The following is a 24,400-nucleotide window of genomic DNA, read 5'->3' on the forward strand; positions in this document are numbered from 1 at the left end:
AGTTTTAAGATTATTATTTTTTTAATAGTATTACATTTCCGTAATCTGAAATTATAGATACATTGTTGACTCCTTTTTTCTTGTAAAAACCACTGTATTTTTTCAAGTTATGTGAGTCTTCTTTAGAATTTATTTCTAATTCATTGTCATGTTTAAAATTGGCATATTTTACTGTCACATTAAAATCAAAAGCATAATTAGCATCAAATCCAATGTTTAGTCCAGTGTAACCTGCTGCAATATTAATAGTATTGGCTTTGGCGTTAATAGTTCCAATAGTTACATTGCTGTATTTTGTGGACAGTTTTAAATTATTAGATAATTCACCAATTTTGAGTGTTAAATAATTTCCAGTAGCATCCAATGATTTTACATTCTGAATTTTAATATTTCCGTATTTACTGATGTATTTAACCACATCACTTTCTTGAATATCTACATCAGTATAATCAGAAGCCAAATCTAGTTTTGTGACTTCTCCAATTTTTAAATTCGAATACTTTGCCGTAATAGTTGCATTTTTTAAAAATGAAATAGTCGAGTTAGAGCAGTATTCTACTTGAATGTTACTTGAGTTTCCGGATAATCTGCCTAGTGCTATTTTGCCGTATTTGCATTTGATTTCAGCCTCAGAGAACAAGTCCGATGTATTGATATTTCCGTATTTATTATGGAGTTTTACACTTCCATTTTTTGGAATTTTGAGCGTATAATTGATCTGAAAACTATTGTTTTTGCCATTACTCTTATAACTGGAGTTTCCCAAAATGGTTTTTGCAGTAATCATCCCTTTCAGCGCAATTATATCAACATCGATATCGTTGATGCGTTGGTTCACCCAATTTTCATTATCACCGCTGACTTTTATAACAATATCCAATTCGGTTTTATCTTCATCCCACGTTGTTACTGAAATATTGCCGTAAGAGTTATCGATATAAAGACCCGCATCCGAATTTACGAAATAGGCTTTTTTAATGGTTTTTTGTTTGGTATGGATATAATCAGGATCATTGGAAAATCCTAAAAATGGAATTAAAACGAATAATAGGAGTAGTTTAAATTGTTTTTTCATCAGTGATATTTTTTAATTTTTCATTGTTTTCAATGTGTAACAGTACATTTTGTAAAAAAGAAATTCGTGTTTGAAGATTGCTGATCATCGCATAAATAATTTGCTTACTTTCTCCATTTGTTTCTAATTCCTTAATTATTTTTTCATAATCACTATCTAATGTTCTCATTTGCTTGAGCGCATCGGAAATTATTTTTTCATTTTCAGGAGATTTTTTTTCTTTTATTTTTTCTAATTCATTTTCAATTAAAACGGTAAAAATAGAATCTGTTTGTTTGGTTTCTCTTGATGCAAATCGCAGCTCTTCTGTTTTTTTAGGAGTATTGTTGAATATTGAAAGTCCTAACATAACAACGATAGAAGCAGCGACACCAATTGACACGAAACGTTTCCAATTGGACTTTTTAGACTTTAATTTTTTTACAAATCGTTCTTCATGATTGCTTTCAAGAGTCTCGATGTCCCATTGATTTTCAAATTTGTCAAATAATTTGTCTAGTTTTTTATTTTCCTTTTTCATATTTCCTCTAGTTTTTTTCTTAAACAATCTTTGGCTCTGCTCAATGTTGTTCTACAATTGGCATAACTGATATTTAGAATTTCGCTGATTTCTTCCTGGTCATAACCTTCGATAAAAAAAAGAGTCAAAACCATTCTGTAATTATATTTTAGAGCGTTGATGACCTCTAAAATTTGTTTTATTTTTAATTCATTGAAATTTGTACTTTCAGTTAAAGCCGTTTCGTTTTCTTCAATTTTATAAAGCGTTGTATTAAAATCTTCCGGTTTGAATTGATTGTTTTTTTTGTAAAAATCGATACTAGAGTTCACGACAATTCTTTTTAACCAAGCGCCAAAAGCAACTTCTTGTTTATAGTCGTTTATCTTAGTGAATGCCTTTAAAAAACCTTCCTGCATTACATCTTCAGCAAAATGGACATCTTTGACAATCCGAAAGGACACATTATACATCGCTTTTGCATAGCGATTGTAAACCTCGCACTGTGCTTTTTGATTTTTTTGCCTGCAAAGCAAGATTAATTCTTCGATATTATAGTTGGTTAAACTCAAACAGCTGATTTTAGTTTATTATAAGGACTAGAGGTTTTTGCATTTGTTACAGTTTTATAAAAATATGTTTTTTTTTGTTTGAATACGTTCAATTATAATTTATAAGATATAGATGTAATGTATTGATAATGAAATATTAATCATTATTTTTGTATGTAATTTAACAAGAATTTCACATTATAAAAACAATTTTGTAATAATTTTACATTCGAATTTTAACAATTAAAAAATAAATACATGAAAAAGTTTATCGTTTTATTTATTCCAGTTTTAGTTTTAGGATTAATTTTTACATCTTGTTCAAATGAAAAAGTTGAAAATATTACGGATAATAATGCCAAATCCGGTACTTTAAAAGTAGATTTTGATGGTAAAACTTTTGTTTCAACCTCTGTTCAAGCAGTAGTTAATGACAGTTATATTTCAATAACTGGACTTAGAGCTCCAAATGGTGATTTTGTCCAAATCACTTTACCATCGAACAAAGTTGGTACTTATACTTGGAAAAGTGTTGAAGCAGCTGGAGGGGTAATGGCATTAGCCTATATTCCATCTAATGGTGTTGAGGGGTTTATCAGTGAACCCAAAGGTTCGGGTGGCGCTTCAGATTTTCCAAAATATACTGATACTGCCAGTATAACTATTTCTACAATTGATACAGCCAATAAAAAAATATCAGGAACTTTCCAATTTACAGGAACTAAATTTACGGATCAAACAGGAACCAGTATTGAAACAAAAGTGATGACAAACGGCTCTTTTACAGATATTTCATATACAGCTGATACACCCGCTCCATTGGGAAATAGTTTTTCTGCAAAATTAGATGGGGTAGCTTTCATTCCAACAAATACAACGGCTATAAATCTTATGGACAAAATAAATATTTCTGCCAGAAGAGGAAGTGTCGAAACTATTGGGTTGTCTTTCCCTAGTACCATAATTTCTGGAACTTATAATTTGGAGTCATTTGGGACTTATGTTGGAGTATATAACAAAAATGCGAATAGTGATGGTTCGGGTATATTTGGTGCTGATACTGGTACCATCACGATTACAAGTCATGATAAAGTAACTAAAAAAGTATCAGGAACTTTTAAATTTTCAGCCAATTCATCTATTTCTACCGAAAAACATACCATTACTGAGGGAACATTTAGTGTTTCATATTAATCTCGACACCGTTTTTATTAAATCCGCCTTTGTGCGGATTTTTTTATGAACCAAAATCAATTTAATAGATTGAATTTGTCTAAATCAAATCTATTTTAGATCCGTTTTGGCATAATGATTGTCTTTTTAAGTGTTAAGTAAAATATGACTGTTAAAGATTGATTTTATTTAAAAAGATTACTTTGATACCTTATATTTGCTTAAACAATGAAATTTTTTAATGACAAAAAGACCTAAATACTATATGTCAAATCATAAAATACTTACTATTGACAATCTGTCACTTCAGGAATTTGATTCGGAAGCAGATTTAATTCCACTTTTGACTCCCGAAGATGAGGAGGAAATGAATAATGAGGCATTACCTGAATTGTTGGCTATTTTACCTTTGCGGAATATGGTTTTATTTCCAGGAGTTGTAATACCAATTACTGCTGGTCGTGATAAATCAATTAAATTGATCAATGACGCTAATGCAGCCGGTAAAACGATAGGAGTTGTTGCTCAAAAAAATGAAGAAGATGAAGATCCTACCAAAGATGATATTCATAAAATAGGAACTGTAGCCCGCATTTTGCGTGTGCTAAAAATGCCTGATGGGAATATCACTGTAATTCTTCAAGGTAAAAAACGTTTCGAAATTGATTCTGTTGTTGATGAGTCTCCATATATAACAGCAAAAATTAAGGAAGTTCCTGAAAAAAGACCTAAGAAAAACGATACTGAATTTGTAGCAATTTTGGATTCAATCAAAGAATTAGCGATTCAAATCATTAAAGAAAGTCCGAATATTCCAAGCGAAGCAACCTTTGCTATCAAAAACATTGAGAGTCAATCCTTCTTGATCAATTTTGTTACTTCTAATATGAACTTGTCTGTTAAAGAGAAACAAGATTTATTAGCGATTAATGAATTGAAAGAAAGAGCTTTAGAGACTTTACGATATATGAATGTTGAGTTGCAAAAACTCGAATTGAAAAATGACATTCAATCTAAAGTTCGTTTCGATTTAGACCAACAACAACGCGAATATTTCCTTCACCAACAAATGAAAACCATCCAGGAAGAATTGGGTGGCGTTTCGCAGGAAGAGGAAATGGATGAAATGCTACAGAAGTCTTTGACGAAGAAATGGGACGAAAAAACCAAAAAGCATTTCGATAAAGAATTGTCTAAAATGCGTCGCATGAACCCACAAGCGCCTGATTTTGGAATTCAAAGAAATTATTTAGAGTTGTTCTTGGAATTGCCTTGGGAAGAATATTCTAAAGATAATTTTGATTTAAAAAGAGCACAAAAAATTCTTGACAGAGATCACTTTGGTCTTGAAGATGTTAAGAAAAGAATGATAGAGCATTTGGCAGTTTTAAAATTGCGAAATGATATGAAGTCCCCAATTATTTGTTTGACAGGACCTCCGGGAGTTGGTAAAACATCAATTGGACGCTCCATTGCGGAAGCTTTGGGTAGAAAATATGTTAGAATTTCTCTTGGTGGTTTACGTGATGAAGCGGAAATTCGCGGACACAGAAAAACCTACATTGGTGCCATGCCTGGAAGAATTATTCAAAGTTTGAAAAAAGCCGGAACATCAAACCCTGTTTTTGTTTTGGATGAAATTGATAAATTATCAAACAGCAATCAAGGTGATCCGTCTTCGGCATTACTGGAAGTTTTAGATCCGGAACAAAACAATTCTTTTTATGATAATTTCCTTGAAATGGGATATGATTTGTCTAAAGTGATGTTTATTGCTACGTCTAATAATATGGCTGCAATTCAACCTGCGTTGAAAGACAGAATGGAAATCATTAAAATGTCAGGTTATACAATTGAAGAAAAGGTAGAAATTGCGCGTCAGCATTTGTTTCCAAGACAATTGAAAGAACACGGTTTAACGACCAAAGATTTGACCATTGGAAAAAAACAATTGGAGAAAATCGTCGAAGGATATACACGTGAATCGGGTGTTCGTGGTTTAGAGGCTAAAATTGCTCAAGTAATCCGTAATGCAGCCAAATCTGTTGCGATGGAAGAGGAGTATAACAAAAAAGTAACGGACGAAGATATCATAAAAACACTTGGTGTTCCAAGATTAGAAAGAGATAAATACGAGAATAATGATGTTGCCGGTGTGGTAACTGGTTTGGCTTGGACTTCTGTTGGTGGTGACATTCTATTTATAGAATCGTTGCTTTCTCCAGGTAAAGGGACCATGACCATTACCGGTAACTTAGGTACGGTAATGAAAGAATCTGCCACTATTGCTTTAGAATATATCAAGGCAAATGCGAAGCTTTTAGGATTGGATTCAGAGATACTTTCTAAATATAATATTCACTTGCACGTTCCGGAAGGAGCCACTCCAAAAGATGGTCCAAGTGCAGGAATTGCGATGTTGACGTCATTAGTTTCCTTGTTTACACAAAAACGAGTGAAGAAAAACTTGGCCATGACAGGAGAAATCACCTTGCGTGGGAAGGTTTTACCAGTAGGAGGAATCAAAGAAAAGATTCTAGCTGCCAAAAGAGCCAATATCAAAGAAATTATTCTGTGTCACGAAAACAAAAGTGATATTGATGAAATAAAACCAGAATATCTGGAAGGACTTTCTTTTCATTATGTGAAAGAAATGAGCGAAGTATTAAAATTTGCTTTAACCGATCAGAAAGTAAAGAATGCCAAGGATTTAAAATAAAAATTAATTCCATCCCGATAGCTTCGGGATAAAATTCCAAATTCTAAAACCTGATTTTCAGTGCTTAGAATTTGGAATTTTTATTTGCAATTACGAGTTTTAAAGTTGCCATTTATTGTATTTATAATTTTATCTTCGCAGTTGCGTTTTACCTTACATAAGTTGCAATTTAGAGCATGCTGAAAAAACTTTTTCTATACTCCTTATTTTTTATTTGTTCTGTGTCTTACAGTCAAATAGGAGGCAAGTATACCTATCAGTTTTTGAACTTGGTCACTTCACCAAGACAAGCCGCGTTGGGTGGAAAAGTTATCACGATTTATGATGATGACGTCAATCAATCCCATTTTAATCCGGCAACTATAAATGCAGCAATGGACAACCATTTGGCTTTAAATTATGGAAGTTATTTTAAGGAAGTAACTTACGGAACGGCTTCTTACGCCTATACGTACGATCGTCATTTACAAACCTTTCAGGCTGGAGTAAATTATGTGAACTATGGTAATTTTGAAGGCTATGACGAAAATGGTCAGCCAACATCGGAATTCACCGGAAGCGAAATTGCCCTTTCTTTTGGGTATGCCTATACTATTCCTAATACCACTATTCACTTAGGTGCCAGTGCCAAGCTGATTTCTTCTACCTTAGAAAGTTATAATTCTTTTGGTGGCGCAATTGATATTGGAGCACTTTTTATAGATGAAAAAAATGATGTAAATTGGGGCTTGGCTATTCGAAATATTGGAACTCAATTTTCTACGTATAATGGTACTAATGAAAAGTTGCCCCTCGAAATCATTGCGGGCGTTTCACAAGAATTAGAAAATGTACCTATTCGTTGGCATCTTACCTTGGAAAATTTGCAACAATGGAATATTGCTTTTTCGAATCCGGTCCGAGCAGAATCGTCATTTGATGGCACGGAGACCGAAGAAAAAATTTCATTTGTAAATAATGCGTTGCGACATGTAATAGTGGGAGTAGAGCTTTTTCCTAAAAAAGCATTTAATTTGCGTGTGGGATATAATTTTCGAAGAGCGGAGGAATTACGTCTTCAGGAACAACGTAATTTTTCGGGAGTTTCATTAGGTTTCGGACTTAAATTGAATAAACTGAAATTTAATTATTCGTATTCCAGATACACATTGGCAGGAAATACAAGCCTTTTAGGGTTAACTATTAATTTCCAAGAATAAATAAATCTAAAATTGACAATTATAAATTGTAATGTTATGAAATACGTGGTTACTATTTTTCTTTTATTTAATAGTTTTTTGTATTCGCAAAGTAAACAAAAAGAAATGAATGAATTATTATGCAAATAAAGAATGGTATTATTTAGAAGAAAATAATAATGAGCTCTTTTTTTATAAATTTTGCCATCCACATCTTCTTAAATTTGATGAAAAGGAAGTAATAATGATTGGTGCTCTAAATCTCGTAGAGAAATTTAAAATTGATAAAATCATCATTAATCAAAAAAATCAATCTTTAGAGATTTACTCAATAGTTATAGGAGTAACTCAAAAAATTATTATTTCAAAAAACGACAAGCATAAAATAAATATTAACTTTAGTTATTTTGTAAATGAAGAAAAGGAAGACAACCTAAATAAATTTACACGTATTGCAACTACTAAAAAAGGCTTGAATAAAGTTAAAGTAAAAGAATTTTGTGATTCTTCTAAATCTAAAAAAGTTAAATCCCAAGAGTCATTTGAAGAACCGCCTCTACCACCAGAAAATAAATAAAAATAGAATATGAAAAAAATTACCATAGCAATTGACGGATTTTCATCTACAGGGAAAAGTACATTGGCCAAACAACTCGCGAATCATTTAGGATATATCTACGTTGATACCGGAGCAATGTACCGTGCCGTAACTTTATTTGCGATGCAAAACGGTTACATAAATGCGGATTCTTTTGATAAACAAACCTTAATTAATAGTTTGCCAAATATAAAATTGCAATTCAAATTCAATGCTGATTTGGGTTTTGCCGAAATGTACTTGAATGAAGTAAACGTTGAAACAGAAATCAGAACGATTGAAGTTTCCAGTTTTGTGAGTAAAGTAGCTGAAGTTTCAGAGGTTCGTGCCAAATTAGTCGAACAGCAAAAAGAAATGGGAAAAGACAAAGCAATAGTAATGGACGGAAGGGATATTGGTACCGTAGTTTTCCCTGATGCCGAGCTTAAAATTTTCATGACCGCAAGTGCAACTACAAGAGCGCAAAGACGTTACGACGAATTGGTTGCAAAAGGAGATACTGTAACTTTTGAAGAAGTACTGGCAAATGTAGAAGAGCGCGATTATATTGATACACACCGTAAGGATTCCCCATTGGTCATGGCTGAAGATGCTATAGAAATTGACAATTCTCATTTGAATCGTAAAGAACAATTCGAGCTGGTATTGGAATTAGTAAATGAAATTACTAAAACGATATAATTATTTGCAGATCTCATTTTTAATAGTAGATTTACGCCTTGTTAATTTTTAAAAAAAATAAAAAACAATTCATCTCATGGGAATTAAAAATAGATTGGTAATAATGAGTTTTCTTCAGTTTTTTGTTTGGGGAGCTTGGCTTATTACAATTGGAAATTATTGGTTTGGAACCAAAAATTGGGAGGGAACTCAGTTTGGTTTGGTTTTCGGTACCATGGGAATTGCATCTTTATTTATGCCAACTCTGACTGGGATTATTGCGGACAGATGGGTGAATGCCGAAAAATTATATGGCGTTTTACACATATTATATGCAGTGGTTTTGTTTGGGATTGCTCAAGTAACCACACCCGGTACTTTTATTTATGTGATGCTTGCGGCGATGTGCTGTTATATGCCCACGATTGCTTTAAGCAACTCGATTTCTTACACTTCGCTAAAGCTAAGTAATAAAGATTTAGTAAAAGATTTTCCGCCAATACGGGTTTGGGGAACAATAGGTTTTATCGTTGCGATGTGGATTACGAATTTAAGTGGAAGTAAGTCAACGGAGTTTCAATTTTATATTGCAGGAATTGGCGCTTTAATATTAGGTCTTTATTCGTTTACATTGCCAAAATGTGAGCCACAGCGTTTGACCAAAGAAAATGCGTCTTGGGTTGAAACCTTAGGTTTAGAAGCATTTAAACTATTCGGGAACTACAAGATGACTTTGTTCTTTATTTTCTCGATGTTTTTGGGAGGCGCTTTGCAATTGACAAATGCGTACGGAGATGTTTTTTTGGATGAATTTAAACATTTTCCAAAATATGCGGATTCTTTTGTGATACAATATTCGACTATTATTATGTCGATTTCCCAGGTTTCTGAAACCTTGTTTATTTTGGCAATTCCGTTTTTCCTGAGACGATTTGGAATCAAACAAGTGATGTTAATTAGTATGTTTGCTTGGGTTTTACGTTTTGGATTATTTGCTTTTGGAAATCCAACGGATGGACTTTGGATGATTATTATGTCTTGTATTGTGTACGGAATGGCATTTGACTTTTTTAATATTTCGGGATCCTTATTTGTAGAAAGTAATACCGATTCTAAAATACGTTCATCAGCACAAGGATTGTTTATGATGATGACCAATGGAGTTGGAGCGGTTTTAGGAAGTTTGACTTCGGGCTGGGCGATTGATTCCTTTTTTACGAAATCGTTTAAAAACACGACTGAGTTGGCTGGATTTTTACAAACGGATGCTACAAATTCTAAAATGTTAGATTTTGTGAAAGGCCAGGGAAATTCAATTTCAGCAGATGGAATTTTTGGCAAAGAAATTTTAATGAAAGACTGGCACACGATCTGGTTATCTTTTGCAGCGTATGCTTTGATTATAGCGATTGCTTTTGCTGTTTTGTTTAAGCACAAACACGACCCAAAAGTGGTGGAGAAATACAGTCATTAAAACACCTTTTTAATAAATGGAACCCGATAATTTGTAATGAGTTATCGGGTTTTTTAATGCTGAAAAAGCACCATTAAAGCTAATTAGCCCCGATGGATCCCGAAGCTTCGGGAGATATCCTCGCAGTCCCGATCCCGAAGCCTCGGGAAGGGACGGAGAGATAAAGGCGAGAGCGGGTACGTTACCCACAGAAAAGCAAAAATGCTTCGATGCTGATAATCAATTTGTTACTATTTTTTGATTGCTGATTTTCATGGCAAAAAAACTTGACAGTTAAATAAAGATGTATTACCTTTGCAAACCTTTTGGTGAGTAAGAGTTTCCTTTAGGTATCAATTAATTATACAAACAACTTCTGTTGTTTTCTATCACAGTAAGAAACTCGAGAGAATACAGAATACAAATTTTTAATCAGCATGTCTGAACAAGTAAAATCACAAGAAGAGTTTTTAGCAAATTTTAACTGGCACAATTTCGAAGAAGGTATTGATGCAGTTGATGAGAAAAACTTATTAGAATTCGAAGAACTAGTTTCAAAAACATTTATCGCTACAGATCAAGAAGAAGTGGTAGATGGTGTAGTTGTTAGAATTACAGATAGAGACGTTATCGTTGATATCAACGCAAAATCGGAAGGTGTTATTTCATTGAACGAATTCCGTTACAACCCAGCCTTAAAAGTAGGTGATACTGTTGAAGTATTAATTGACATCCGTGAGGATAAAACTGGTCAATTAGTATTATCTCACAGAAAAGCACGTACTATCAAATCATGGGATAGAGTTATTTCGGCTAACGAAACAGGAGAAATCGTTAATGGTTTTGTAAAATGCAGAACTAAAGGTGGTATGATCGTTGACGTTTTCGGAATTGAAGCTTTCTTACCAGGATCTCAAATTGATGTTAAACCAATTAGAGACTACGATGTATATGTAAACAAAATGATGGAATTCAAAGTGGTAAAAATTAACCACGAATTCAAAAATGTTGTTGTTTCTCATAAAGCGCTTATTGAAGCAGATATCGAAATCCAGAAAAAAGAAATCATCGGTCAATTACAAAAAGGACAAGTATTAGAAGGTGTTGTTAAAAACATTACTTCTTATGGTGTGTTTATTGACTTAGGTGGTGTTGATGGATTGATTCACATTACTGACCTTTCTTGGAGTCGTATTAACCACCCAAGTGAAGTGCTGGAATTAGATCAAAAATTAAACGTTGTAATCCTTGATTTCGATGACGAAAAAACAAGAATACAATTAGGATTGAAACAATTAAACGCTCACCCTTGGGATGCTCTAGATGCTAAATTAGCTATTGGAGACAAAGTAAAAGGTAAAGTAGTTGTGATCGCTGATTACGGTGCTTTCATCGAAGTTGCTGAAGGTGTTGAAGGTTTAATCCACGTTTCTGAAATGTCTTGGTCTACTCATTTACGTTCTGCTCAAGATTTCGTAAAAGTAGGAGATGTTGTTGAAGCTGTTATCTTAACTTTAGATAGAGATGACCGTAAAATGTCATTAGGTATCAAACAATTGTCTCAAGATCCTTGGACTGATATCACTGCTAAATACCCAGTAGGTTCTAAACATACAGGTATCGTTAGAAACTTTACAAACTTTGGAATTTTCGTAGAATTAGAAGAAGGAATTGATGGATTAATTTACATCTCTGACCTTTCTTGGACTAAGAAAATCAAACACCCATCAGAATTTGTAAACGTTGGTGAGAAACTTGACGTAGTAGTATTAGAATTAGATGTTGAAGGACGTAAATTATCTTTAGGTCACAAACAAACTACTGCTAATCCTTGGGATCAGTATGAAGATTCTTTCGCTGTTGGAACTATCCACAACGGAGAGATTTCTGAAATTGTTGACAAAGGAGCTACTGTAGAATTCGGAGATGATATCGTTGCTTTCATTCCTACTCGTCACCTTGAAAAAGAAGACGGTAAGAAATTGAAAAAAGGTGATTCAGCTGATTTCAAAGTAATCGAATTCAACAAAGAATTCAAAAGAGTAGTTGCATCTCACACTGCTATCTTCCGTGAAGAAGAAGAGAAAAATGTGAAAACTGCAACTGAAAATACTTCATCTGCATCATCTACAAATGCACCAGCTGCAACTTTAGGAGATAACAATGATGTATTAGCTGCATTGAAAGCTAAAATGGAAAAATCAGAGAAAAAATAATTTCTTGAAATTTTTTTGAATATAAAAAGCTCCGCAATTTGCGGAGCTTTTTTTTATATCTATTTTAGATTTTTTTAACAAGAAAAACTGCTAAGTTGAATCAAAAGGATATATTTGTTTTTCTAAATATTTACTTATGAAAAAAATCTACTTTTTGTTATTAGCTTTTTGTTTTTTTAATGGTTTGAGTGCGCAGATTGTGAATATTCCGGATGCAAGATTTAAGAAAATGTTATTGAAAACGCCAGGGATTATTAATAATACTGGATATTTTTTAGACTTGCAGGGTAAAGAATTAAAAATTGATGCCAACAATGATGGTGAAATTCAAGAAAATGAAGCCTTACAGGTAAGTTATTTAAGCGTTCATTCAGATGGAGTTAATGGCCTAATTTATTCTTCAGAAGGGATCTCTAAATTTTCTAATCTCGAAACATTGATATGTGATGGAAATCGAATTCCTAGTTTGAATTTGACTACTATGACTAAGTTAAAAACTTTAATTTGTAATAATAACCAACTTACTTCTTTAAATTTAAATGGTTTAGTTGATCTTGTGTCGTTAAATTGCTCGTTTAATCAACTTAGTGCGTTAGATTTGAACGGTTCAACTAACCTAACAGATGTTAACTGTGAGACAAATTATCAGCTTTCTTTTCTAAATATAAGTGACTTGGCTAATTTAAAATCTTTGATTTGCAGTGATACAAAACTTACATCTTTAGATATTAATAGTCTAGTAAACCTTTCATCTGTGATTTGTGAAGATAGTCAACTTACATCTTTAGACTTGACTAATTTAATTAATCTTGAAACTTTGAATTGTAATTACAATAAAATATCGATAATAAATTTTGGAGTTTTGCCTAAACTTAAAAAGTTATATTGTTTAAGTAATGCTTTGATTTCTTTCGATCTAAGTGCTTTAGTTAATCTTGAAGAATTTAATTGTAACTATAATAAAATCACTTCATTAAATATAACTGATATGGCAAAACTTAGAGGATTAAGTTGTGCGGGAAATCAGCTAACTTCATTAAAATTAAATAATTTACCAAATCTAGTATCCTTACAATGCGAATCTAATCAACTTACAGCATTAGATTTAATAGGTTGTCCTATTCTTGAGGTTTTAGTATGTTATAATAATCAACTTACTTCATTAGATATAAGTGAGTTAACTAAACTTACAAGTTTGGATTTAGAAAATAATGTCAATCTTATATCCCTGTCTCTTAAAAATGGATCACCTATAAATCAGCTATATAACAATCTTTCTAATTGCCCTAATCTTAAATATATTTGTGTCGATGAATTTAAGTTAAAAAAAGTTCAAGATTTAATAAATCAGTTGGGCTATACCAACTGTCAAGTAAATAGTTATTGCACTTTTGTTCCAGGTGGAGATTTTTATACAGTTAAAGGATTTACTAACTTTGATGAAAATGCAAATGGATGCGATGCTACAGATATAGTTTTTCCAAGTTTAAAGTTTACAATTACAGATGGCATTACTAGCGGTTGGCTAATATCTAATAATTTAGGTAATTATTCTATTTCTGCTTTATCGGGCACACATACTATAGTACCTGTGTTTGAAAAACCAAATTATTTTAACATAACTCCATCACGTGTAAATATTACTTTTCCAACACAAGCAAGTCCTATCGTTCAGTATTTTTGTGTTACGGCAAATGGTAATCATACAGATTTAGAAGTTACTTTACTACCTCTTAACCCAGCAATACCTGGTTTTGACGCTAAATACAAAATAGTATATAAAAATAAAGGAAATGCAATAAAATCAGGTTCTGTAAATCTTAAATTTGATGATGCTATTTTAGATTATGTTGTGTCAAGTCCAAATTTTTATAGCCAAGCGGTTGATAACATTGCATGGAACTTTAGTGGCTTAAAACCTTTTGAAAGCAGAGAAATCGTATTTGCATTAAATATAAATAGACCAACAGAAACACCAGCAGTAAATAATGGTGACGTTTTGAAATTTACTACCACAATTACATCAGAAGACACAGATGAAACTCCAAAAGACAATACATTCACACTGAATCAGACGGTTGTAGGTTCGTTCGATCCAAATGATAAAACCTGCTTAGAAGGAATTACAATTACTCCAGCTTTGATTGGAGAATATGTGCATTATATGATTCGCTTTGAAAATAAAGGTACGTATTCCGCACAAAATATCGTGGTAAAAGATTTAATTGACTTATCAAAATTTGATATTTTAACATTGATTCCTACTAGCTCAAGTCATTCTTATACTACCAAAATTTCCGATGCCAACAAAGTGGAATTTATCTTTGAAAATATTAATCTTCCATTTGATGATGCTAATAATGACGGTTATATTGCTTTTAAAATTAAAACAAAACCAACGCTTGTGGTAGGAGATTCATTTACCAACGAAGCCAGTATCTTTTTTGATTATAATTTTCCAATTATAACGAACAAGGCTACATCAACATTTAAAACTTTAGGGACTAAAGATTTTGAGTTTTCGAATTATTTTATTGTATATCCAAATCCTGCAAACGAAATTTTGAATATTGTTACAACAAATGAAATTGAAGTGAAATCGATTGCTGTTTATAATATTTCGGGACAACTGGTTCTAGCGTTTCCTAATGTAAAAGTAATTTCTAAAATTGATGTGTCGAATTTAAAAACTGGAAATTATTTCATTAAAATAAATTCAGATAAAGGAAGTTCGAGTATGAAGTTCATTAAAAAATAAGTCTTGTATTTAAATGATAAAAAACCGTTTCTAATTTTAGAAACGGTTTTTTTATGAAGTATTATCTCGTCCGGTTAACCATTAGAATTTGTTTTTATAAATTTTTTTGGTTCAATTAAAGTATAAAAAAAATCCCAATTCTAAATTAAGAATTGGGATTTTTGCATTTTATAAAAACAGTTATTATCTCAAACTTGCTCCAAGTTCAGTTTCAAAATTATTTTGCAGTTTACTCATAATTTTATCAATTTGAGTATCGGTCAACGTTTTAGAACTGTCTTGAATTGTAAAACTTAGCGCATATGATTTTTTACCTTCAGGAAGATTTTGTCCTTCATATACATCAAATAAATTAATGTCTTTTAAGAGCGCCTTCTCCGTTTGACGTGCAATAGTATAAATACTGTCATACGTCACGTTTTGATCAATTAGCAACGCTAAATCTCTACGAACTTCCGGGTATTTAGGAATCTCAGTATATTTAATCTTGGTTGAAATCAATTTCAGAATCAAAGCCCAGTTAAAATCAGCGAAAAACACTTCTTGTTTGATTCCAAAATGTTTTACTATTGATTTTTTAACGACTCCTAATTCTACTATAATTTCAGTTCCAGCACTAATGGCAATCCCTTCAGAAAATACATCCGAAGTTACTGGTACATTTTGTGTTTTCGGAATGCCTAATCGAGAAAGTATCCCATTTACATATCCTTTAAACAAAAAGAAATCAGTTGGTTTTTGGGCGCTGGTCCAATTTTCTTGATTTCTATTCCCAGAAAGGAATAAAGTCAGATGCTTTTTCTCTTCGTAACCGGCAAGATAGTTATGGTACGTTTTTCCAAATTCAAACAACTTCAAATCGGCATTTTTACGATTGATATTATAAGAGATTGCTTCCAGTCCGGAAAACAATAAAGATTGACGCATGGTAGCTAAATCAGCACTTAATGGATTTAACATTGTCACGTTGTATGCCGGATTCAATTCTTCTGAAAGGGCAACATAAGATGCAGTCGTCAATGAATTCGCCATCATTTCATTAAATCCTTGAGAATTTAATTGTGTGGCAATCACATTTTGTATTTTATAATCTTCGTTTCTTGGAGCATTAGAAACCGTAGCATTCAGTTTTTTAGAGAAATTAATATTGTTGTATCCATACACTCTCAATATTTCTTCTATAACATCTATTTCTCTCTGAACGTCAACACGGTAAGAAGGAATGGTCAATCCTAATCCCGCATCTGAAACGCTGTTTACTTTGATATCTAATGAAACCAATATTTTCTTAATAGTGTCTTTTGGTAATTCCTGTCCAATAATTTTAGCAACGTTGCTGAAGTTTAAAAACACAGAAAAGTCTTCTATTTTCTTTGGATACATATCAACCATATCCGAAGTGATTTCTCCGCCGGCTACTTCTTGAATCAATAATGCCGCACGTTTTAGTGCATATGCAGTAATTGTCGGGTCAATTCCTCTTTCAAAACGGAAAGAAGCATCGGTATTTAATTGATGCCTTTTTGCTGTTTTACGAATGCTTACCGGATTGAAATAGGCACTTTCTAAGAATATAGAATTGGTATTCTCAGACACTCCTGATTTTTTTCCGCCAAAAACTCCTGCAATACATAAAGGTCCTTTTTCATCACAAATCATTAAATCTTCTTCGTGTAAGGTTCTTTCTATGTCATCAAGTGTAGTAAATTTTGTTCCGGCAGGAAGTGTTTGAACTACTATTTTACCGTTAATTTTTGAAGCGTCAAAGGCGTGAAGCGGCTGACCCAATTCGTGTAAAACGTAATTAGTGACATCGATAATATTGTTTTTTGGATTTAATCCAATGGCTTTCAATCTGTTTTGTAACCAAGCTGGAGAAGGTTTCACTTCAATTCCAGAAATCGTTACTCCGCAATATCTGGGAGCAAGTTTAGGCTCTTTTACGTCAATGTCAATTTTCAAAGTTCTTTTATCCACTCTGAAATTACTCACTGAAGGTGTAATCAATTCAACGTTGATACCACTTTGCAGCATTCCGGCTCTTAAGTCACGTGCAGTTCCTAAATGACTCATCGCATCAGCACGATTGGGTGTTAATCCAATTTCGAAGACTTCGTCATTTTCAATCTTGAAAACGGTTGCAGCTGGAGTTCCAGGTAGTAATGCGTCGTCCAATATCATAATCCCGTCGTGGCTTTCACCAAGACCTAATTCATCTTCGGCACAAATCATTCCGTGACTTTCCTGCCCGCGTATTTTTCCTTTTTTGATTGAAAAAGCAACACCTGCTGCATCGTATAATGTAGTTCCAATTGTTGCAACTGGTACTTTTTGTCCCGCAGCAACATTGCTGGCGCCGCAAACAATCTGCACAGGAACACCATTTCCTAAATCTACGGTAGTTATTTTAAGTCTGTCGGCATCCGGATGTTGGATACACGTAAGAACATGTCCTACAACAATGCCTTCTAATCCGCCTTTTACCGATTGGTATTTGTCAACGATTTCTACTTCCAGACCTAAATCTGTTAGTAAAGCTGCCGTTTCTTCGGATTTCCAGTCTATTTTAATGAATTGTTTTAACCAGTTGTAAGATATTTTCATCTGTCAATTTTAATGAGATTGCAAATATAATCAATGTTTCTTGAGGTTCAAAGTTAGTAGGGAACAAAGTTTTAAAACCTTATTCTATTTTTCTGCACCCTTTTAAATTAATTCTTCGACATGTTTTTTGATGTTTTCAGCAATTTTTTGAGTCGGCAAATCATTTTCATCGCTTCCAAAAGGATCTTCGATTTCCTCGGCAATTAATTCTAAACTCGCCAAAACATAAAAAATAAATACCACAACCGGAACTACATAATAACCCAAACTAAAAGAATATCCAAAAGGCAAAGTCATCACATAAAAGAAGATGAATTTTTTAAGAAAAGCACTGTAGGAGTAGGGAATAGGCGTGTTTTTGATTCGTTCACAAGCGCCGCAAATATCAGTAAACGATTTCACTTCTTCGTTTAAAATAATCAGTTGATCGCCGGTTATTTTTTTGGAATCGTATAAATCATTAATCTTTTGAAACAACATTTTGGCTACCTGATTGGGCTTGTGTTTGTGATGATCAATTTCTAAATCTACATCTTCAAATAATTGTTTGCTGGTATCATCATCATTCAAATGTTTATGCAAAATGGAAGCATAACTGGGAATCATTTTTCGAAAGTATTTACGATCTTTTTCATCGTGCAACATTGCCGATAATTTTATGGAGAAATTACGGCTGTTGTTGACTAATGCTCCCCACATTTTGCGACCTTCCCACCAGCGGTCATAAGCAGTATTGGTTCTGAAAACGAGCAATAACGAAATCACGAAACCTAACATTCCGTGCATGATCGTAATGTTTTTTACATAACTGTTGTCGGCTAATTTCCAATATTCAACTTCCAAATAGCCTACAATTCCTGAATAAGCACCGATGGCAAGCATTATTGGCATTAACGTTCTAAAAGTGTCCGCTTTGTGAAAACGAAAGATAAAAGTAAACCAGTCTTTTGTATTGTATGAAATCATTTAAGATACTTTTTTTAACAAAAGTAAATTAAAAATTAAGATTTCCAGCCAATTCTCGAAGCGCAATTTCAGATAATTTACCTAGAAATTGAGCATTGCTGTAACGCACTTTAGCATTCACATAATTCAATTGTGCGGTTCTGAATTCTAAAGTAGTAATGGTTCCAATACGGAATTTATCTAAAGTAATATTCAAATTTTGTTTCGCAATCGATTCGTTTTTTTCTTCTAAAGCAATCAATTCTAGATTAGTCAAATACGTTTGGTAAGAAGTGGCTAACTGTGAGTTTAAAGCCAAATTTTGTTGTTCAATTGTAATTTTTGAATTTTCAATTTGAATCTTGGCGATTTTCTCATTTCGGTTTTGTGAAAAACCATCGAATATATTCAATGAAGCGCTAAAGCCATAGTTTAAACCTCTGGATTGAGATTGTGCCACAAACCCAAGACTGGATTGACTTTCTGAAAAATTATAAGCAGTATTTACTCGAACGGTAGGATAACGTGCCGCTTTAATTTGTTTTAATTCTAATTCAGCCACTCTTTTATTGATAATCTGGGCTTCTAATTGTGGGTTTTGCTTTTCGGCTAAGGCTGTTAGTTCCGGCAGTAATAATAGTGCATCCACTTCAAGTTCATCAATTACTTTGAAATCAGTGGTTACATCTCTGGCCAACAGTTGGTTTAATAAAATTTTACTGTTAGCATACAATTCTTTTTGTCTTAACAAAGCCACCTGATCCGTATTCAAATCTACTTGGGCATTCAAAACTTCTAATTTCGATGCTTTTCCAATGGTAAATCTGTTTTGTGCCAAAGTCAATCGCTGATTCGAAATAACAATTGTCGTATCCAAAGCGGCTAATTGTTGTTGTTGTTGAACCAAATCGTAATACGCAGCATTCACGTCACTGATTCTCGTGATTACGGTTAACTTTAATTGCGCTTCACCTAATTTTTGTAATTCTTTCAACTGATCCAGTCTGGCAAACATTCGCAGACCATCAAAAACAGTCCAATCCAATCCAACGCCATACGTCAAACTATTGTTTTTGGCATTGTCTAATTCGGTTTCTGTTCCGTCCTGACGCGTTTGCGAACTGTTTTGAATACTGTTGTTATCCACAACGGTTGCAGTAACTTTAGGTAACATTCCAGCATTTCCAATGGCAACGTTTGTTTTTTCAATGGTTAAATTATTGGTGGCAATTTTTATTTCATAATTGTTTTCCAATGCAATTTTTACTGCGCTTTCCAATGTCAAAACTTCTTGCGCATTGGCTTTTGCAACACAAAACAGGAGTAGTATAAAGCTTTGAAATAGTATTTTAGTATTCATCATAATTCAACATCTTTTAAAAAATCATTAAATTCTTGAAAAACAAAAAATCATTTGACTAAGAATTAAAAAGTATTTATTTTTTATATGAACTTAAATATCTTATGTGTTTTAAAACATATAAGATATTTAAGTTCATATAAGTTTTTTAGTATAAATGAAAAAGGCTATTTAACTTCTTTTTCATATTCTTCAATATGATCAAATTCAGGATAATGTTTTCTGGCTTTAGACCACATCAAATACATCGCTGGAATAACAAATAACGTTAAAACCAAAGAGAAAATAGTCCCGCCTACAATCACGACTCCCATTCCAATTCTACTGGTTGAAGCAGCTCCAAGAGACAAAGCAATCGGTAATGCCCCTAATGAAATGGCCAAACTCGTCATTAAAATAGGTCGAAGTCTCGCTTCCGAGGCTTCTAATATCGCATCGATTTTCGATTTTCCCTGTTCTCGAAGCTGATTCGCAAATTCGACTATCAAGATTCCATTCTTGGTAACCAAACCAATTAACATTACCGTACCAATTTGGCTGAAAATATTCCAAGTCTGGTCGAATAACCACAATGAGAATAACGCTCCCGCAACGGCCATCGGAACGGTCAAAATAATGATAAAAGGATCAATAAAGCTTTCAAATTGTGCCGCTAAAATCAAAAATATTAATACCAAAGCCAATCCGAATGCAAAAGCAGTATTCGAGCTGCTTTCGACAAAATCTCTGGATTCTCCTCCTAAATCAGTGGTAAACGTATCGTCAAGAACTTTAGCTTTAATTTCATTCATCGCATCAATTCCATCGCTGATACTTTTGCCTGGAGCAAGACCTGCAGAAACAGTGGCTGCCATGTAACGATTGTTGTGGTATAATTGTGGTGGATTACTTTTTTCTTCAATGGTAACCACATTGTCCATTTGGATTAATTGTCCCAAATTATTTTTGACATACATTGACGTTAAATCCAATGGTTTAGAGCGGTCTTTTTGGTTAAATTGTCCAATAACCTGATACTGTTTTCCATTTCTCATGAAATAACCAAAGCGTTGTCCACTTAATGAAAGCTGTAACGTTTGTGCAATATCAATAACTGAAATTCCCAGACTTTCGGCTTTTTCTCGGTCAATGGTGACATTAACTTCTGGTTTGTTGAATTTTAAATTTACATCACTGACCGCAAAGGTTGGGTTTTTAGATACTTCATCCATAAAAACAGGAATCTTTTCTTCCAGTTTTTTAAAGTTTGGCGCTTGTATAATGTATTGAATTGGTAATCCACCGCGTCTGTTTACGGCAATTGTTGGTTGCTCAATTACGGAGGTTTTTGCATCTGGATATTGTTTGGTCCATTTGGTTAATTTCTCTGCAATTTCTTTTTGAGAATCTTTTCTTTCGTCTGGTTGAACCAATGATACTCGAATAAAACCACTGTTTACGGAGGAAGATCCAAAACCGGGAGAGGTGATAACCAAAGCTACTTTTTTGCTCGGAATCGAATCATCGACCAATTTTGATACTTCTTGCATGAAGCGATCCGTGTATTCATAAGAAGAACCTTCGGGAGTAGACATACGCAATACAAAACCGCTACGGTCATCATAAGGTGCAGTTTCTTTTTGCAAAAGGTTGAAAAATAGATAAATTAATCCAAAACAAGCAATCAAAATAGGGAAACTCAACCATTTTCTCTTCATAAAACGGTCTAATGCACCGGCATAACCACTGTTTAATTTTTGAAAATATGGTTCAGTACGAACGTAGAATTTTGATTTTTTTTGTTCCCCGCCTTTCATCAAATAGGCGTTTAACATTGGCGTTAATGTCAACGATACAAAAGCCGAAATTAATACCGCAGCACCTATGACGACACCAAATTCCCTAAACAATCGCCCGACAAATCCTTCGAGAAAAATCACAGGAAGAAATACCGCCGCTAAGGTTATCGAAATCGAAATTACCGCAAAAAATATTTCGTTAGATCCTTTGATGGCTGCTTCGATAGGCGTCATGCCTTCTTCCACTTTTTTGAAAATATTCTCGGTGACTACAATTCCATCATCGACCACTAATCCTGTTGCCAAAACGATAGCCAATAATGTCAATACATTTATGGAAAACCCAAAAAGCCACATGATAAAGAAAGTGGCAATCAACGAAACAGGAATATCAATCAATGGTCTAAAGGCAATCGCCCAATCCCTAAAGAATAAATAGATAATCAAAATCACCAAAACTATAGAAATCCCCAATGTTTCAGCAACTTCAATAACTGATTTTTTTACAAAAATGGTATTATCAATGGCTATATTTAGTTGGATATCTTTTGGTAAATCCTTTTTTAAACGTTCGAATTCTTTATAAAAAGCAGTAGAAATATCTAAATAATTAGCTCCGGGAAGCGGCACAATTGCAACACCAACTAAAGGCGTTCCTGATTGGGTCATTTTGGTTTCCGTATTTTCTGGTCCAAGACTTGCTGTTCCCACATCGCTAAAGCGAACTACTTTTTCCCCTTCGGAACGAATAATGATATTGTTGAATTCTTCAGCAGTAGAAAGGTTTCCCACTGTTTTTACCGTCAATTCGGTGTTGTCTCCGGTTAGTTTTCCGGAAGGTAATTCTACATTTTGTTTGTTCAAGGCGTCTCTCACTTCAGAAACGGTACAACCATAAGCAGCCAGTTTTATGGGATCAATCCACAAACGCATCGCATATCTTTTTTGTCCCCAAATTTGGACACCGCTTACACCAGGAATCGTTTCTAATCGTTGTGAAATTACATTTTCGGCATAATCACTTAATTCTAATGCGTTTCTGGTATCACTCTGAACGGTCATTGAAATTATCGCATCCCCATTGGCATCAGCCTTAGAAACCACAGGAGGGGAATCGATATCTTGTGGAAGGTTTCTGACGGCTTGAGAAACTTTATCTCTCACATCATTTGCCGCTTCTTCCAGATCTTTATCCAGATTAAACTCGATGGTGATGTTACTGCTTCCTTGCGCACTCGAAGAAGTGACGTTTCTAATTCCATCAATGGAATTGATTGCTTTTTCTAAGGGTTCCGTAATTTGAGATTCAATAATATCAGCATTCGCACCGGCATATCGTGTACTGATGGAAACTTGCGCAGGATCAATAGATGGAAATTCTCGAACACCCAGAAAAGTATAACCAATTATTCCAAACAATACGATGGATAAATTGATTACTATAGTAAATACGGGTCTTCTAATACTTGTTGTGGATAAACTCATTTTTTTTGAATTATGAATTATAAATTATGAATTATGAGTTACACTGTGTAACTCATAATTCATAATTTATAACTTTTAAAATTATTTTATTTTAACGGTCACAGGAGTTTCATTTTTTAGAGACATAACACCACTGGTAATAATGGTATCACCCGCTTTCAAACCTGAAAGTACTAAAATAGAGGTATCCGTTCTTGTGGCAGTTTCTACCATCACTTCTTTGGCCTGACCATTACTGGAGATGAAAACTTTTTTACCGTTTTGTACTGGAATAATTGCTTCTGTTGGCACAACGATAGCATCTTTTATGATATCCAAAGGCAATTCGACATCAGCAAATGTTCCGGGTAATAATTTTCCGTTTTTGTTATCTGCAATCGCACGAACTTGTAATGTTCTGGTAGCTACTGTAACTTCAGGCTCGATAGCATATACTTTAGCAGTATACTTTTCAGTAGAACCCGAAACCGTGAAACTGATTGTAGTATTTGTTTTTACTTGATTGGCGTATTTTTCAGGGATTGAAAAAGTAATTTTTAGCTTTCCCGTATTTACTAATTTCGCCACCAAAATGGCAGGTGTAATATAGGTTCCCGGTGAAATAGAACGCAATCCGATTCTTCCTGAGAATGGCGCTCTAACCGATGTTTTTGCGATTTGTGCTTTTATCAACTGACTTTGTGCTTGCGCAGATTTTAAATCGGCTCTGGCCAAATCATATTCTTCCTGACTGATGGCTTCTTTTTGTAATAACAATTTAGCTCTTCTTTCGTTTTCAGAAGCCAATCCTTCTCGGGTAGAAGTTTGTCTCAATTGCGCTCTTAACTCTAAATCATTTACTTTAAAAAGCACCTGTCCTTTGCTCACGTTGCTTCCTTCCTGAAAATAAATAGCCTCAACAATTCCAGAAACTTCACTGCGAATTTCGACTTGCTCATTGGCTTCAATAGAACCGGAAAGGGATAAATTATTGTCAAAAGTTTGAGGGGTTGCCACAATTCCGTTAACGCTCATGGATTTGCCTTTTCCTTTTTGGTCTTTTGAATCTCCGTTTTTACTTTTATTTTCTGTGATTCGGTAGCCAATAAATCCAATGATTCCGATAGTTAACAAGGCATAAACTAGGTATTTAATTTTCATAGGTATAGAGTAAAGTAGGATTAGGTTTCAGTATTTTTAGTTAAAAACAAATTTAGCTTTTAGAAATGGGAATTGTGATCTTGTTAATTTTTATTTAACGTTTGTACATACAAATATTAACTTTTAAAAATATGGCACATACAAATGGGAGAAAGCAATCACACCTTTTTTATAGTGTAGGACTATTAAAAAATCAAATGGTTTAATC

Annotated in this window: 16 protein-coding genes; 8 read left to right on the plus strand and 8 right to left on the minus strand. The window is 33.6% G+C overall.

The features are described 5' to 3' along the window. Positions 1–13: 13 nt before the first annotated feature. The 3 genes from E0I26_RS14895 to E0I26_RS14905 are packed head-to-tail and all read right to left on the minus strand — an operon-like array spanning position 14 to position 2,146. Positions 14–1,075: a hypothetical protein gene (locus E0I26_RS14895; protein WP_131917237.1), complete on the minus strand. Its 1,062-nt coding sequence runs from the start codon at positions 1,073–1,075 to the stop codon at positions 14–16. Further along, a complete protein-coding gene (locus tag E0I26_RS14900) occupies positions 1,059–1,595 on the minus strand; it encodes an anti-sigma factor (RefSeq protein WP_131917238.1) in 537 nt (178 codons plus the stop codon). The genes E0I26_RS14895 and E0I26_RS14900 overlap by 17 nt, the downstream gene beginning before the upstream one ends. Beyond that, on the minus strand, positions 1,592–2,146 hold the full coding sequence (locus tag E0I26_RS14905) for an RNA polymerase sigma factor (protein ID WP_131917239.1): 555 nt from the start codon (positions 2,144–2,146) through the stop codon (positions 1,592–1,594). Before E0I26_RS14905 ends, E0I26_RS14900 begins: the two co-directional genes overlap by 4 nt. Before the next feature lie 237 nt (positions 2,147–2,383). Between E0I26_RS14905 and E0I26_RS14910 the strand changes: the two genes are divergently transcribed. The 8 genes from E0I26_RS14910 to E0I26_RS14945 all read left to right on the plus strand — a co-directional run bounded on the left by E0I26_RS14910 (position 2,384) and on the right by E0I26_RS14945 (position 14,880). After that, the gene (locus tag E0I26_RS14910) at positions 2,384–3,319 is read left to right on the plus strand and encodes a DUF6252 family protein (protein WP_131917240.1); all 936 of its coding nucleotides are present in this window, start codon (positions 2,384–2,386) and stop codon (positions 3,317–3,319) included. A gap of 244 nt (positions 3,320–3,563) precedes the next feature. Then, a complete protein-coding gene (gene lon / locus E0I26_RS14915) occupies positions 3,564–6,017 on the plus strand; it encodes an endopeptidase La (RefSeq protein ID WP_131917241.1) in 2,454 nt (817 codons plus the stop codon). A gap of 176 nt (positions 6,018–6,193) precedes the next feature. After that, positions 6,194–7,216 carry a type IX secretion system protein PorQ gene (porQ, locus tag E0I26_RS14920; RefSeq protein WP_131917242.1) on the plus strand — a complete coding sequence of 341 codons (1,023 nt, stop codon included), beginning with the start codon at positions 6,194–6,196 and terminating at the stop codon, positions 7,214–7,216. 109 nt (positions 7,217–7,325) lie between these two features. Beyond that, positions 7,326–7,772, plus strand: coding sequence for a hypothetical protein (locus tag E0I26_RS14925; protein WP_131917243.1), 447 nt, complete (start codon positions 7,326–7,328; stop codon positions 7,770–7,772). A 9-nt stretch (positions 7,773–7,781) separates the two neighbouring features. Next, positions 7,782–8,474 (plus strand): (d)CMP kinase, encoded by a 693-nt coding sequence (gene cmk, locus E0I26_RS14930; protein WP_131917244.1) that lies wholly within the window; start codon positions 7,782–7,784, stop codon positions 8,472–8,474. A gap of 76 nt (positions 8,475–8,550) precedes the next feature. Then, a complete protein-coding gene (locus tag E0I26_RS14935; RefSeq protein WP_131917245.1) occupies positions 8,551–9,927 on the plus strand; it encodes a nucleoside permease in 1,377 nt (458 codons plus the stop codon). Positions 9,928–10,343: 416 nt separating this feature from the next. After that, positions 10,344–12,122 carry a 30S ribosomal protein S1 gene (rpsA, locus tag E0I26_RS14940; RefSeq protein WP_131917246.1) on the plus strand — a complete coding sequence of 593 codons (1,779 nt, stop codon included), beginning with the start codon at positions 10,344–10,346 and terminating at the stop codon, positions 12,120–12,122. 136 nt (positions 12,123–12,258) lie between these two features. Then, the gene (locus E0I26_RS14945; protein ID WP_131917247.1) at positions 12,259–14,880 is read left to right on the plus strand and encodes a DUF7619 domain-containing protein; all 2,622 of its coding nucleotides are present in this window, start codon (positions 12,259–12,261) and stop codon (positions 14,878–14,880) included. A 183-nt stretch (positions 14,881–15,063) separates the two neighbouring features. Here the strand turns inward: E0I26_RS14945 and pheT are convergent, their stop codons facing one another. The 5 genes from pheT to E0I26_RS14970 form a co-directional block, all read right to left on the minus strand. Beyond that, a complete protein-coding gene (gene pheT / locus E0I26_RS14950) occupies positions 15,064–17,484 on the minus strand; it encodes a phenylalanine--tRNA ligase subunit beta (RefSeq protein ID WP_131917248.1) in 2,421 nt (806 codons plus the stop codon). A gap of 102 nt (positions 17,485–17,586) precedes the next feature. Then, positions 17,587–18,450 (minus strand): bestrophin family protein, encoded by an 864-nt coding sequence (locus tag E0I26_RS14955; protein WP_131917249.1) that lies wholly within the window; start codon positions 18,448–18,450, stop codon positions 17,587–17,589. Positions 18,451–18,478: 28 nt separating this feature from the next. After that, positions 18,479–19,789, minus strand: a complete 1,311-nt coding sequence (locus tag E0I26_RS14960) for a TolC family protein (protein ID WP_131917278.1) — start codon at positions 19,787–19,789, stop codon at positions 18,479–18,481. A gap of 167 nt (positions 19,790–19,956) precedes the next feature. Then, positions 19,957–23,052, minus strand: coding sequence for an efflux RND transporter permease subunit (locus tag E0I26_RS14965; RefSeq protein ID WP_131917250.1), 3,096 nt, complete (start codon positions 23,050–23,052; stop codon positions 19,957–19,959). Positions 23,053–23,133: 81 nt separating this feature from the next. Beyond that, the gene (locus E0I26_RS14970) at positions 23,134–24,192 is read right to left on the minus strand and encodes an efflux RND transporter periplasmic adaptor subunit (protein ID WP_131917251.1); all 1,059 of its coding nucleotides are present in this window, start codon (positions 24,190–24,192) and stop codon (positions 23,134–23,136) included. Positions 24,193–24,400: the final 208 nt, after the last annotated feature.

Origin of the sequence: Flavobacterium rhamnosiphilum (assembly GCF_004349195.1) — a bacterium.
In the GTDB taxonomy this organism is placed as follows: Bacteria; Bacteroidota; Bacteroidia; order Flavobacteriales; family Flavobacteriaceae; genus Flavobacterium; species Flavobacterium rhamnosiphilum.